Raw genomic sequence first — 14,360 nt, 5'->3', positions numbered from 1 at the left:
AGGTGTGAGTTCATGGCGAAAAAGATCGAACTAGGTTATGATGGCGAGTGCGAATTCTGCAATTATTCCGTAAACTGGCTCCGCAGACATGACCATCATAACCGTCTATCATTTAAAGAGCTTCCACCTGATTCCTCATGCGTCACTTTAAGTGACGAGAAAGGAACATGGGAAGCGTCTACTGCAACTCTCCGCGCGTTGAAGCATCTGGGAGGTCTATGGAGTATGGTCGCACAGGTACTCATGATCATTCCAAGGCCCCTCCGTGATGCAGTTTATCGAATGATCGCGAAAAGGCGACATCTCATTGTTGATTCTGGAGCAACTCGAAATACCGCTGAATGAGTTCCTGATAATCTTTTGCGTACCCGCTTTCGAGTGCGTTCATCAGTGCACGTTGCAGTTCGTCCTTGGTCATGTCTGGTTGTAGTGGTAGGGGACTCACGCGTTCAGTTTTAGATCCCTGTTGACCTTCACGTTTCCGCTCGCGGCCTCTTTCTTGGAGGCTTCGTGATGCATCAAGAAGTCTAGTCAGGATCTGCTGTTGGCGTTGCCTCATTGGGCGATTGACCTGACCAGACTGTAACTCCTGAATGGACTCTTCCATCTGCTGTGCGATACGTTCCAGGTCGCCGGCCAACTGATTGGCTAAATCACGCTCTTGTGCCATCTCCGTAAGTTGACGTCGCATCGCTTCTTGCTGTCGAGCGATCTGTTGTAGCCGTTCCTGCATATCTGGGGTCAATCGCTCCCCCTGCGGCCGTCCAAAAAATTCCTCAAGTGCTTGATTTAGTTGTTGCTGTTGTGCAGCCATTTGTTGGAGCTGTTGGATCATTTGCTCCATAGACATCCCACCACCGCTGCTTGATGATGAATTCATGAGTTGATCAAGGAGGTCACTCAGAAGAAGAGCGAGGTCATTCAGGCTGGTCATTGCCTGTGCAGCATAGGACTCCGCAGCGTTGCTATTGCGATCAGTTAGTGCCTCTGTAGTGGCGGACATATGAAAAATTGCATTCCCGGCAAACTGCTGCACATTCCGGGACAACTGTGGCAAGCTGCGGCCCAGTGACTGAATAGAGTCAGCAACGACTGCACCACCCGATTCCAGAATTGATTGCTCCTGTGCAAAATCGCGCAGTAAGGGGCTTCCTTGAGTGGCATTTGCAATCTTTCGACGTAGCTCCTCCTGATCTTGGGACAATCGGAGAATATTACTCAAAATCAGTTTGAGTGCCGCAAGGTTGACCTGCATTTGTTGTCCTTGCATCCCACTCTGGATGTTCTGCAGGTCCGACTGCAACTGCTGCATACTCTGGCTCATTTGCTGCTGTCCCTGATTAGCCTGTTGCATCTGCCCAGATTCCATCTGCTGAGCATTTTGCCGCATATTCTCGGGGAGTTCCTGAGCTTGCGTTTGCTCGTTGAGTTGCTCCATTTGGCTTGTGGGGGCTCGCTGAAGCTCTTGCATCCGATCAGAGATTTCTTCCATCTTGTCTTCAAGGGCCGTCATTTCGTCCGACGCCAACAACTGCTCGTCTGCAAGATCTTCTGAATTCTCCTGAGCATCCTCGTCACTGGTTTGCTCAGCAAGGTTCTCTTGTACCTGTTGTAGGTCTTCCGCGCGTCGGGCCGCTTCTTCAAGTTGTTGCTGCACTTGAAAATTTTTGAATAATTCCAGAGCTCGCTCTATGCGCTCTCTGAACATCTCTTCGTTGAACTCAAATTTTTCCAGTGATTCCTGCATCATGGCAGGGTCGAGTTCAGACAGGGCCTCCTGTAGCTCTTGCAACGCTTCCATGAGTTCCGGAGAATTGATCTCTTCCGTTACATTCTGGAGTTCTTCGAACAGATCCAGCAATTCATCACTTACCAAGTCGTGATCTTCCATTTGCTGTGCAGCATCGGCCATATTGCTGGTAAGCTCATCTACCCGATTTTGGAGATCTTCCTGTGCTTGGCGTAACTCTTCAAGGTTTTGGCGGTCATCCCAACTGGCATCCTGTTTTCTTCGCAATTCATCCCTGAGTTCATCAAATTCTTCCCGTATCAGTTCTGTCTCTTCCAAAAGCGACTCAAGGCCAGACTCCGTTTCATCCTGCGCAGCCTCAAGCGCTTCGTACCGTTCAGTAATAGATGGAAGACGTAGTTCCCGGGTTGCACTTGAGCTCCTTTTGGGGCCATTGTATCCGTCATTATCCCAGATCGTTACGAAGTAACTGATTACATCTCCAGGGACAATGTCAAGTCCAGTTGTCAAATCCAGATCCCAGAGATATTGGATTTCGGGAGCAGTTGGAAGTGGGAGTTCCATTTCTTGGAAAGAATCCATTGTATCCCCAAAACGACTCTCCGAATGGCGCCAGGAAAGGGTAAAGCGTGAGAAACCAAAATCGTCCTGGACACGAATGGTTAATGGTACCAGAAGCTCAAAATCCATATCTGTCCGGGGAGCCGGAGAGATAAGTTCAATGGAAGGATGGCGGTCATACAGTGGGGTAACCGAATAGCTGATCGGGTCAAGATTACGGACACCACTCGAAGATTCGAGCAGTATGCGGTAGCTGGTTTCATCGTGAATCGTAATCGTTCCAGCCAAGTCGTCAAGAATGATATCGTCGCTATCCGAATCAAGAGAAAGCCAGGCTCGTGTGCCAGGAATACTGGATCGAATCCGAATATATGCTTCAGTGCCCTGTAATGCGGTAATATTCCCTGTCCCGGCGGGCAATTCTTCAGTTGGAAGCCCTGAGTAGGGTGGGGGATGTAAGGTGATTTGCAGATTTCGGAGAACTGGTCGGTCAATGACGGCAACATCATACCAGTCAGATGTCACCGAACCGGACACTGCACGGTACCGAAATGGCAGACGCAGATTGTTTTCCTGATAGAGAAAACGGCCAAGTGAATCGACCGTGACATCCTGGGATCGTATGCGAGTTTCTCCAATTACACCTAGTTCAAAGATCACCATATTCGGCGCCGTAGCCCCCGATACATGGGCAATCATTACTAGTGAATCTCCTTTGGTCACCTCGGTATTACCAGGTGTGACCACGAGAGAGAATGGGGCGGGGCGCTCGAAGGTTGTGCCGGGTGAGAATAGGCGGACAGAAGCGTCTCTAAACCCCTGCGGGGCTGCGAGAACCAGCATGGCGATCAGCCCAAGTGGGATTACGGCATATCGGCTCCAGGCGATGGGTTGACGCCAGTTCACTCTTTCAACGAGTGGCAATTTGGATATTTCTGCATCAAGTGACTGCACGGCATGATCAACCAAGGGTTGAGGGGCGGGGCTTGCATCCCCATTACATAATTCAAGCAGGGATACCAATCGGTTCTGTAGAGCGGGTTGCTCCTGGGCTACCGTACGTGCTATACTTTTGTATTGTGAACGGCGTATCCACCCACTGATCCAAGGTCGAATGACAAGCCAAAAAAACAAGGCAACGGCTGCAATAACCCAGCCCCAAAAGAATATGCTGCGCCATGAGGTTGGCATCCAGAAACGCATCTCCACCATCAGCAGCAGGGCAAGGCCACTGGCGGCAGTAATGATCAGCAAAACAAGGCCAATGGCCACGCGTTCCGTGACCAGACGATTCCAGCATCCTTGGAGTCGGGTCTGGATTCCACTTAGGATGTATCGGGACTCATTGCTCATCAGAGCAGTTTACCACACATCATTCTGGCGGTTTCGCACTCAGTCATGTTAATTCATCGCAGTATAGCCCTATCTTTCTGTGAATCACTTCAATTCAGATGACTGATTGTATTGCCATTATCCTCGGAGGAGGAGCGGGCTCGCGTCTGTATCCGCTCACCCTTCTTCGCTCCAAGCCTGCGGTGCCGCTTGCCGGCAAATACCGGCTTATTGACGTCCCGGTGTCCAACTGTATTAATTCCAATGTCAACAAGATCTTTGTTTTGACGCAATTCAATTCTGCCAGTTTGAATCGTCATCTTGCTCACACCTATCGATTCGATAATTATCGACGGGGCTTTGTGACGGTCATGGCTGCTGAGCAGACACAGCGTTCCGCAAACTGGTTTCAGGGGACTGCGGATGCCGTTCGCCAATGCATTCCTCACGTTTCAATTTATCGTCAGAAATATGCGCTGATTCTATCGGGAGATCAACTCTACTCAATGGACTATCGAAAGATTATTGATCACCACGTAGCCAACGATGCGGCAGTCACTGTCGCGACGATTCCAGTTACGGCAGAAGAAGCCTCTGGTTTTGGTATTCTCAAAACCGATGAACATCAGGAGATCACAGAATTCTACGAAAAGCCCCAGGACCTCGCCGGAAAGTCAAGTATGGTCAGTGAATCTATGGAGGCGGCTGGACGTGTATATCTGGCGTCCATGGGTATTTATGTGTTCGATAGCGAACTTCTCTTCCAGGCACTCGACCAACATCCGGATGATCACGACTTCGGGAAGCAGATTATTCCCCGGGCAATTGATAAAGTGAAAGTGGTCAGTTATCCATTTGAAGGGTACTGGAGTGATATCGGTACGATTCGCTCGTACTATGATGCCAGCCTGATGCTGACAGACCCTCTACCGGGATTCAACATCTACGATACAAATAAGAGATTGTACACAAATGCACGGATGCTCCCACCCGCAAAAATATCAGGGGCTAAATTCACGGACAGTCTTGTGTCCGAGGGAAGTATAATTGGTGAGAGTTCCATTACCAGGTCCGTGATTGGAATTCGCTCATGCATTGGCAACCACACGACGATCCGTGACTCAGTTCTGTTGGGTGCAGACTATTATCCGTTGCATGGATTGGCATCCAGCGAACGCATCGAAGGCCCGGAACAGCCCGGCGTAGGAGATCATGCATTTATCGAGGGTACCATCGTAGACAAGAATGTGCGTATTGGGAATAAGTGCATCATACGCAATAAGGAAGGCGTACAAGAGCACGATGGAGATAATTTCTATATCCGGGACGGCGTTGTCGTGATTCCGAAGAATGTCTTCATTCCTGATGAAACCGTGATCTGATGCAATTGGCTGAGAGTAAATACTGGTTGGCTCCACCGTTGATTGGACTTTTGATTTTAACGGGGTGTAGGACCTATGGCGGCAGTACGGATGAGCAGATTGCTGCGAGCGTGCTCACGGCTGCCCAGCAGGTAGCTGCCGAAGCCTCAAGGATCGAAGTAGAATTGGCGATGTTGATGGATGCAGCAGCAGTTCATCCTGAATTAATCCCTTACGGTGAGCGTATGCGAGCCATCGTCGAGGAGTACACGGAGATGCAGGAGAAACAGAAGAAACTAGCAGAGGAGGTCACTTCTATCCGAGACAATTTCGTCACGAACTGGGTTGGCCAGGATCGCCATAGAGCATTGCATCGCGCACTTGGCGCAATTATCAGCGAAAGGGAATTAAAACAGCATCAAATAGATTTGATTGCTCAAGATTTGGGAAGACATCTTGGGGTTACAGCACAGAGGCAGCTAGCCGAGGAAGGTCGCTTACAAATTCGACCGCATCATTACAACCGGTCGTGGCCAGTTACAGAACTCCAGGATCTATTGACCGATATTGAATCGGAACCCGCCGAATAGTACCCTTGTATCGGGCTACAGGTTGATCACTCATGGACATATGATCCTGAGGACACTCTTTTTTTTGTGTGTAGCCGGGACAGTGCAGGCTCAGGTGCCGACGGATTCACTCATCCACTATGAGCTAGGGGACATTGTTGTACGCTCATCAGGAGATTCTCCTGATATATCGTCCATATCCACCATGCAGCAGGTTCGCTTGGCAGGGATTGCCCAAGCAGATGCCGCTTCCATTCATCCTGTCCTTCGGCAGATTCCATCGGCACACCTTCAGACGAACTCCAGGGGAGAATCGCTTATCTATTTGCGGGGGGCAGGCGAGCGGCAGGTGAGTTTATTTTTTGACGGAGCTCTGCTTAATATTCCTTGGGATAATCGGATAGATCTGAGCCTTATTCCTTCAGAGGTCGTGGGAGAAATTTCGATCGCCAAAGGCGTCCCGTCCGTTCTTTATGGGGCGAATGTTCTTGGTGGGGCAATCAACATGACCTCTAGGCAGCTTCGTAATCCAGGAAGTTTTTCACAGGTGTCAGGAATTTTGGGTTCGTATGGTTCGCAGCAGGCCCGGATGACTTGGCTTCGTCGCACGGAAAATTTCCAGTCCACGGTTTTTGTGGGAATCTCTGATCAAGATGGCTATGGCCTTCCACAGGAGGCCGATCTGCCGTACAGCCAAGACTCGAACGACGTTCGAACCAATACCGACCGCCAGATGCGATCCGTTTTTGGGCAATTCTCCTTTAATGTCGCGGGCGAGGGGAGTATTGGAATTTCATTCTTGCGCCTTGATGGCAAGAAAGGAATCGCGCCCGAGGGGCATCTGGATCCACGGAACGCAAATGTGCGCTATTGGCGGTACCCAGATTGGGGCAAGAATATGGCGATCCTTAGCGGCAAGTTTCCTTTCCTGGACGGAACCCTGCGCGGTACAGCATGGGTCAGCAGATTTGGCCAAACCATCGCACAGTACTCCGATAAATCCTATTCCGAACAGCTAGAAACCCAGATTGACGAGGATGATACGTACGGAGCACGACTCACGTATTTGCGTGATTTTTCGAACTCTGGATCACTCCGGGCAGCGGTCAATCTTCTTTCATCGAGTCATAAACAGGAAGACCTTGCGGTGCAGGGATCATCGCTGTACAGAGTTTTTTCGCAGCGCATTTTTAGTAACGGGATTGAATATACCAGACCTGGTCTGGTGAATGTGATGGTTGGTGCAAGTATGGATGTTCTCGTAACTCCCAAAACGGGTGATAAGCCTGACCGCGGCCCACAGACAGGGTTGGGGGCGACCATGGGGCTGTCCCATGAACTCTATCCCGGTGTAACGATCAGAGGGGTCGTCGGACGCAAATCGCGTTTTCCAACCATGCGGGAATTATTTGGAGAGGCCTTGGGGCGTTTTCTTGTTAACCCGGATCTAGAGCCTGAATCTTCTCTTCTCACCGAGGCAGCGATCGAATTTGAGCGAGGTGAAACCACCGCGGAGGCCATCGCTTTCTTTAACCGAACCTACAACACGATTGGCCAGGAGATGGTGCTGCTTCAAGGGGAAACCAGCGCAAGGCGTCAACGAGTCAATCTTGAAGGAAGCCGTGTGTTCGGGCTTGAGGCCACCGTCACCTCCAGAGTGATCCCAAGCCTGCTACTCAGTTGTAGTCTAACGGGGATGCGTGCCCGTGAACTTAGCCCGAGTGGGACTCAGCCACTTGTGGAAAAGCCATCCTGGATTGGGAGTTGCAATGTGGATTACCGACTTGGGATAGGGATTTCGGTCGTATTGGAGAGTTCCTATTTGGGCCAGGCGTATGGATTAGGAGAGGAAAATAACCTGATTCCACTTCCGAATTCACTGGTGATGAATTCTCGTGTTGCGTGGCTGATTCTCCATGGGGGGTACTCGGCGGAACTATTTGCAAGAGTAAACAATCTCACCGACGAGGTGGTCCTACCTCAATTGGGGCTTCCGGGGCCGGGCAGGGCATTGCACGCTGGCCTTCAAGTGACATTTTGAGAGCGACTGAAGAGTGAGGCGAGTTCTCTCAGGTTGCGTCGGGGGCTGAGCAAAGGAAGTTATACAGATCAGAGGCAAATATTTCAATAACTCACTGCTCCGACTTGAAGAATAAGATTGTGACGCTTACGGGTTGTTATTTGCAGATAGGATTCGATTAAAAATTTCTGTTGATAAGTTTTGAGCCTCGATTATCTGACTGGGTGTCATAAATGAATCACGGAGTGAAGTTTGTTGGGCAAATGCTAATTGATGTCCTTCCATGGCAGCGACACTTAACCATGCGTAGGCTCTTACGTTGAAATAATTGCAATCACTGCAATGGTTGTAATCATCCCCATCATTTGGGAATTGCCGTTTATTCATATACTCCATTCCTAGGGAATAACGGTCACTGGGATCTCCCTGCTCGGCGATTAACTCATACCATCTCATTGCCTCCTGTTCGTTTCTCGGGACCCCCTTTCCATTGTCATACATATTTCCGAGATTGCGCTGTGCCGTGGTATCTCCCTGCTCCGCTGCCCGTCGATACCAATTCAAAGCCTCTTGATAGTTTTCTGGTACGCCGTGGCCATTTTCGTACATAACTCCAAGGTTCCTTTGAGCTCTGGCGTGTCCTTGCTCCGCTGTGAGTTTCCACCATTTCATGGCCTCTTGGTAGTTTTGCGGAGTACCTTCCCCATTGTAGTACATAAATCCAAGGCTACCCTGTGCGTGGGCGTGTCCTTGCTCGGCTGCGAGTTGAAACCACTTCAAAGCCTCCTGATCGTTCTTTTGGACACCTTTTCCGTTGTAGTACACACCTCCAAGGCTGTATTGTGCGTTGGCAAGTCCTTGTTCAGCTGCAAGTTGAAACCATTTTAATGCCTCCTCATCGTTCTCTTCAACTCCGTGACCATTTGCATAGGCAACTCCTAGCTTCCATTGAGCCTCAACATTGCCTAACTCTGCTGCTTGATGTAACTGATCAACACTCTGTGCTGCGATGTAGCTGGAATTCTCTGATGCCAGAAGTATCAAAGAGAAAAGAAAAAACAAGAATCGCATAGGCTTATGATCGAATCCGCAGTAGTTAGTCTGTTAAGAATCCGTTCATCGATTCAGTTGGGCAAGATAGTAGCTGTATGCCATGGCCGGGGCGGCAAATAATGGTTTGACCTCGGCCCAAGTCTCTTTGAATAGGTCCGACTCCCGATAGGACTTCAGACTTGATTCGGACTCCCATTCGCTATAGGTGGTGAATATGTTTGTTGACGTACTATCAACCCATAACTCAAGTCGCTTACATCCTTGCATTTGGCGAATTTTTGGAGCAGCGGCCTGAAACAGCTCCTCAAATGATTTTGTGGCATCCGGTTGTAGCGTAAGCCGAACAATTCTAATCAGCATGAGAATTGACTGCATGGTTCAGTTTATCACGCAGCTCCCGTGCGGCATTTGCAGCCATCTCGTCAAAGTCTTCACCGGAGGAAGCATAGAGAATGCCACGGCTGCTGTTTACGAGGACAAGCCCATTGGGAGTTGCCGCATTTGCCACGGCATCAATAGAGCCTCCCTGTGCTCCAATGCCAGGGATCAGGAAAGGTGTGCCTGGATACAAATTGCGCAGATCACGTAATTCTGTTGGATTGGTTGCGCCCACAACAAACCCAATGGATCCCGGGAACTCTTCTCCCCATGTGAAGGCAAGATGAGCAACATGTGCATACAGAGGCTTCCCGTCGGCTATCAGGGATTGCAGTTGATCACTGCTGGGATTCGAGGTTCGAATCAGAACGAATACTGCACGGCCCTGGTACGCCAGAAATGGTTCCACGGCATCCAAACCCATGTATGGTGCAACCGTGCAGCCGTCCGCCTCCAGTAAGCCGAAGATGCTCTCAGCATATTTGGAGGCTGTATTGCCAATATCACCACGCTTTGCATCAATAATTCGAATTTTATCCTTGGGAATGAGGCTAACGGTGGTTTTCAACACATCAAAACCGCAACTTCCGAGACTCTCATAGAATGCAGCATTGAGTTTGTAGGCACAGGAATAGGGAGCCGTAGCTTGAATGATCGCCTCATTGAATGCCAGAACAGCAGATTGGGGGGACCCATATCTTACGTGGAAAGATTTCGGCAGCTTGTTCAGATCGGGGTCCAATCCCACGCAAACCATACTGTCAGAGATGTTCTGAGCATCATGCAGTCGTTGAATGAAGTCAGGCTTCATCATAAGGGGGAGTTGAAGATCAGTGATCGACCTTATAATACGAATGGAGGCTGGTTTTGCTCGGAACATAGAATGATCGTATCATAGGGTCCATAGGGGGCTGTGAAATGCAAATAGATCTCACACCGGTGAACCCAAACCAAGTATAGGTATATCCGAGTTGCAGCCTTGTGCGGCTGAATTGTCAATTCATGTGAATCAAATCCAATCATCATCAACCATGTCTACCGCCACTGAAATTCTAAAAAAGCCTTCGCTCAGTTTGGGTATTGAGGAAGAATACCTGATTGTAGATCGAGATACAGGTAAGTTGATTCGTGAAGCATCCCCAATGATGTTGAAGGATGCCCGCTTAGCGCTTGGCGGGCAGGTTTCGCAAGAATTTTTCCAGTCCCAAATTGAAGTGGGTACGAACGTCTGTAAAACAGTCCAAGAGGCTCGTGAGGAACTGATTCAATTACGCAGAACAGTGTCCGATGTGGTTGATCCCTATGGACTTGCAATTATTGCCTCCTCATCGCATCCGAATGCATCCTATATCACCCAGAGACATACCCCTCGGGAGCGCTATGAAATTTTGGCACAGAACATGCAGGTTATTGCCCAGAGAATGGTGATTTGCGGAATGCATATACACGCCGGGATTGAGGATGCAAATCTGCGGATTGATTTTATGAATCAGGCCACGTATGTATTGCCGCACCTGTTGGCCCTGAGCTCGTCATCACCCTATTGGGAAGGCCAGGATACGGGACTGATGTCTTACCGGATTGCCGTGTGGAACGAAATTCCACGTACAGGACTCCCAGAGCATTTTGAGAGTTATGCTGAATTTGAGCGGCATGTAGGCATTCTCGTTCATGCCGGCGTGATCGAAGACAGTACGAAAATCTGGTGGGATATTCGGCCAAGTCACCGCTTTCCAACGCTGGAAATGCGCGTGTCAGATATTTGCACGAAAGTAGATGATGCGATCTGCATTGCTGCATTGTATCAATGCTGGCTGCATATGCTTTGGCGTCTGCGGCGCGAAAATCAGCGATGGCGCAGTTATGCAAATATGCTTCTATATGAAAATCGCTGGCTTGCCCAGCGTTACGGGATTGATGGGAAACTCATTGATTATGGGAAAGGGCAGATGGTGCCATATCCAGAGTTAGTAGAAGAGCTGTTGGAGTTTATAAAGCCCGATGCAGAGGATCTTGGATGTGTAGAGGAAGTAGAGCATGCGCGCACAATTTTGAAGCGCGGAACCAGTGCACACTGGCAAAGAGAGGCTTATAGCAAGGCCCTTGCAGAGGGAGCTACCCCCGAAGAAGCCATCAAAGCAATCGTGGATATGCTCATCGAGGAAACGATGAGCGGGGTATGGTAGTCACTCCTCCTCTGGAGGGAAGACCCAGAACAGTACTCGATCCCTGGAAACGCTCCCAAAGACTCCGTGTGCACCGGAAAGGGTTGGGAGCACATTCGGAATCACCCCTGGCCCGAAAGTCCCGTCACCACTCTGCTGCAACTGGGCGGAACGGACAAAATCGACAAGATTTTGGTCCAGCGCATTCACATAGATGATGTTGCGGCCATAAAAATTGATTCCAATCCATGGATACGTCAACCCAATGGTCCCGTCAGTGAACAGGGTAAAATTCGCCTCCGTGATGATCGGCGATGCGCTGACCCGAAAATCTTCTAAAGTGAGTTCCTCATCATCTTCCAATAATCCAGCAACCGAAGGGACCATCCCATCTTCTTCGACATCCAGTGCTTCCGTTACCAACGTGAAGCTGCTTTGAGATTGGCCCGAACTACGGCCAGATATAAGAACAAGTGTCAGTTGGTCATCGGACTGATAGATCCCTGATTGGCTCGAGGCGGTGAGGATTTTGATAGAGGTTGGGACATTGGTCGTTCCCGTGATGGTCGTCTCCACACCCGGTACGGTAACGAGTAAGTCATAGCGCGCACCGGGCCGAATGATATGTTCAGGGCCGAGATACTGGTAACTGCCAGGTTTGTCGGCGACGGGTTCCATCAGTAAGTCTTTGTCTCCCGTGCTAAGGATGACCTGTGCATTGCTCACAGCGAAATCTTCGGGTTGATTCGCCTGGTCGGTAGGTGCAAGCCTGCTCACACGGGCAGGGGGCAGGGGTTCACTCGCAACGAGCGTGAGCTCAACGACAATCTCGGTGTCAAGCACACTGAAGTCTGTTGAATCACAACCAATAACAATCAGAAACAGACCGGTAAACACTATCCGTCTCAGCATCAGAAATCGAGGGTAAATGACAAGTTCGGCAGAGGAATGGGGATCTGCGGAATCGTACTTCTGGATAGAGAGCCGTCATCTTCAAACTCATTAAAAATAAACCAAGCATTCTCTCGCGCATATGCGTTAATGACCTGCATCTGTAGTTCATAGTCGGCAAAGCGTCCCAGGGAACCACTCCAGGTAACCCCGATGTCCAGTCGATGATAAGCAGGTAATCTTGCCTGATTCAGGCCGGGAGAAACCAAGAGCTCCGTTTGGTCAAGCCCGTTAACGCCCCGAGGACTATAGACTGTATAAGTGGCTTCCGGCCGCGTATATGCCTGGCCGGTTGCATAGGTAAAGACAGCGCCTAGCTCCCATCGGCGGGAGATTCTCCACTGGCCAACCACGTTCAGGTCATGAAGGCGGTCATTACGTGGAGAATAACTTCGTGGCATCCCAAACGTATCCTGATTCAGTCGTGGGAAATATCGATTGGTGTTCGCCAAGGTATAGGCAATAAACCCGTTCACGCGACCACTTTGGCGAGACAGCTGTATTTCAAGTCCGCCAGCCGCTCCTTTACCAAAAGCAAATAATTCAGCATACTCCAGCCCGGCAAGCCCAGTGCTGAATGGATCCAGTACAAAAAGCTGTCTCATCGTCCGGTAATAAACTTCGGTATCCAGTGTGATCCCCTCAAACAGGTTGGTCTTTAGTCCGAGGATGTACTGATCCCCGTATGCAGGCTTTACGCCGTCTCCACTGGTTAACCAGAAATCAAACCCCGAAAAGACCTCGTTCGAGATCAGGGTCAGGAACTGATAATATCTTCCCGCACTTGCTTGCATCCGCACATCGGGTCCCAGCTGCCGCTCCATTGAAAATCGCGGGGCCAATGTGAAGTAGTGGCCATATCCGTAATAGGTTGCTCGCAACCCTGCCGTTAAGGACCAGTTCGTTGTAGGACGATAAGTGTCCTGAAGATAGAGTGAAGCATGCTCAACACGATTACGTGTATGGAAGACCTCTCTGTCATCGAAGAAGTTGGTCAGGGGTGCGTCAAAAATTCCTGCCCAGAGTCCACCGACAATATCGTGCTTTGATCCTGCATAGTATTCAAAATCTGCCCGCACCGAAGTTTCCACAACTCGGTTAACCTGCTTGAAATTGGTGCCGCTAAAGGTGGCACTTGGGGTGGATTCGTACCAGGTTGAAGTAATGGTGGCATTCGTGAAGAACTGATTGGACCATAAATGTACCCAGCTGCCGGTCACCGTACGATTCCCGTAAAGGAGTTTAATTTCGACCCCCTCCGTAAAGGTGGAACGAAGGTAGTCTGAGCCTGCATAGAATGAGAAAGAGAGTTTATCGTCACGGGAGACATCGATATTAATCTTCCCATTGAAGTCATAGAAATAAAAAGCCCGGGGAACGGCATCAATGTCTTCAAATGCAATCAGCAGAGGCTCCAGCGTTGAGCGCCTCAGTGCTGCCATCCAGGAGCCTCGGGAATAGGGGCCTTCAGCGAATGCACGCGAAGCCAGCAGACCTACGCTAAGTTTTCCATCAGTCTCACGCCGGTTGCCATCTTTGTTTTGCACATCCAGCACAGATCCAATGACTCCACCATAGGTAGCGGGGAAGCCTCCTTTATAGAGTCGGACATCCTTGATAGCATCGGTATTGAAGGATGAGAAAAAGCCAAAAACGTGGCTTGGATTATAAATTTTCGTGCGATCCAGTAGGATCAATGTTTGACCGGGGTCACCTCCGCGGATATAAAGCCCACTGGAGTAGTCAGAGGACTGTGCCACGCCGGGCAGAAGCTGAAGGGATCGAAAGACATCAGGTTCAAAAACCTGAGGCAGTTGCTGGATCGTCGCCACCGTGATCTGACTGACACCAATGGAGCGGATTTCTTCCTCCGTAATGCGGTCTGCGGAGATCTCAATGGCCTCAAGGAGTTCCTCGCTTGTCGTGAGTTCAATGTCAAGTCGGACCGATTCTCCAGGAGCAAACGTGATCTCGCGCCGGATTGTATCGAATCCGATGTAGGAGAATCTGACAGTATAGGTTCCAGGTTCGATCCCCGAAACCGCGTAATAACCGGACAGGTTCGTGGTTGCCCCCCGGAGTGTACCCTCCACAAAAACATTTGCAGCAATCAGAGTCTCTCCATTGGCTGCGTCCGTAACGAATCCATCCAGCGCAGCCAACTCCTGCCCTTGTGTCGAATGAATGACTGAACACAATCCAACCAGTAGAATGGTTTTC

General features: G+C 49.9%; 11 protein-coding genes. 5 read left to right on the top strand and 6 right to left on the bottom strand.

Features of this window, described 5'->3' with window-relative positions; translation table 11 throughout:
* The first annotated feature begins 12 nt into the window (after window positions 1–12).
* Entirely contained in the window at window positions 13–345 is a 333-nt protein-coding gene (locus tag F4Y64_06975) for a DUF393 domain-containing protein (protein MXX97342.1), read from the top strand.
* On the opposite strand, the gene F4Y64_06970 is transcribed toward F4Y64_06975, so the two are convergent.
* Window positions 305–3,664, bottom strand: coding sequence for a chromosome partitioning protein ParA (locus F4Y64_06970; protein MXX97341.1), 3,360 nt, complete (start codon window positions 3,662–3,664; stop codon window positions 305–307). The two genes, F4Y64_06975 and F4Y64_06970, sit on opposite strands and share 41 nt — an antisense overlap.
* A gap of 98 nt (window positions 3,665–3,762) precedes the next feature.
* Between F4Y64_06970 and F4Y64_06965 the strand changes: the two genes are divergently transcribed.
* From F4Y64_06965 to F4Y64_06955, 3 genes are read left to right on the top strand one after another with little or no spacing between them, the layout of a single operon-like run.
* On the top strand, window positions 3,763–5,025 hold the full coding sequence (locus F4Y64_06965) for a glucose-1-phosphate adenylyltransferase (GenBank protein MXX97340.1): 1,263 nt from the start codon (window positions 3,763–3,765) through the stop codon (window positions 5,023–5,025).
* Window positions 5,025–5,594: a hypothetical protein gene (locus tag F4Y64_06960; GenBank protein MXX97339.1), complete on the top strand. Its 570-nt coding sequence runs from the start codon at window positions 5,025–5,027 to the stop codon at window positions 5,592–5,594. The genes F4Y64_06965 and F4Y64_06960 overlap by 1 nt, the downstream gene beginning before the upstream one ends.
* A 40-nt stretch (window positions 5,595–5,634) precedes the next feature.
* Window positions 5,635–7,614 (top strand): TonB-dependent receptor, encoded by a 1,980-nt coding sequence (locus tag F4Y64_06955; GenBank protein MXX97338.1) that lies wholly within the window; start codon window positions 5,635–5,637, stop codon window positions 7,612–7,614.
* A gap of 126 nt (window positions 7,615–7,740) precedes the next feature.
* On the opposite strand, the gene F4Y64_06950 is transcribed toward F4Y64_06955, so the two are convergent.
* The 3 genes from F4Y64_06950 to pyrF are packed head-to-tail and all read right to left on the bottom strand — an operon-like array spanning window position 7,741 to window position 9,835.
* Window positions 7,741–8,664: a sel1 repeat family protein gene (locus F4Y64_06950; protein MXX97337.1), complete on the bottom strand. Its 924-nt coding sequence runs from the start codon at window positions 8,662–8,664 to the stop codon at window positions 7,741–7,743.
* Between the two features lie 45 nt (window positions 8,665–8,709).
* Window positions 8,710–9,006, bottom strand: coding sequence for an antibiotic biosynthesis monooxygenase (locus tag F4Y64_06945; protein MXX97336.1), 297 nt, complete (start codon window positions 9,004–9,006; stop codon window positions 8,710–8,712).
* Entirely contained in the window at window positions 8,996–9,835 is an 840-nt protein-coding gene (gene pyrF, locus F4Y64_06940; GenBank protein MXX97335.1) for an orotidine-5'-phosphate decarboxylase, read from the bottom strand. Before pyrF ends, F4Y64_06945 begins: the two co-directional genes overlap by 11 nt.
* A 220-nt stretch (window positions 9,836–10,055) precedes the next feature.
* Here pyrF and F4Y64_06935 point away from each other — a divergent pair, with 220 nt between their 5' ends.
* A complete protein-coding gene (locus F4Y64_06935; protein MXX97334.1) occupies window positions 10,056–11,210 on the top strand; it encodes a carboxylate-amine ligase in 1,155 nt (384 codons plus the stop codon).
* On the opposite strand, the gene F4Y64_06930 is transcribed toward F4Y64_06935, so the two are convergent.
* The gene (locus F4Y64_06930) at window positions 11,211–12,101 is read right to left on the bottom strand and encodes a DUF4249 family protein (protein ID MXX97333.1); all 891 of its coding nucleotides are present in this window, start codon (window positions 12,099–12,101) and stop codon (window positions 11,211–11,213) included. It abuts the gene before it with no gap.
* Window positions 12,101–14,353: a TonB-dependent receptor gene (locus F4Y64_06925; protein ID MXX97332.1), complete on the bottom strand. Its 2,253-nt coding sequence runs from the start codon at window positions 14,351–14,353 to the stop codon at window positions 12,101–12,103. The genes F4Y64_06930 and F4Y64_06925 overlap by 1 nt, the downstream gene beginning before the upstream one ends.
* Window positions 14,354–14,360 lie beyond the last annotated feature (7 nt).

Source organism: Rhodothermaceae bacterium (genome assembly GCA_009838195.1).
In the GTDB taxonomy this organism is placed as follows: Bacteria; Bacteroidota; Rhodothermia; order Rhodothermales; family Bin80; genus Bin80.
The sequence above is the reverse complement of the archived record's forward strand: the minus strand, read 5'-3'. Positions and strand labels throughout refer to the sequence as shown.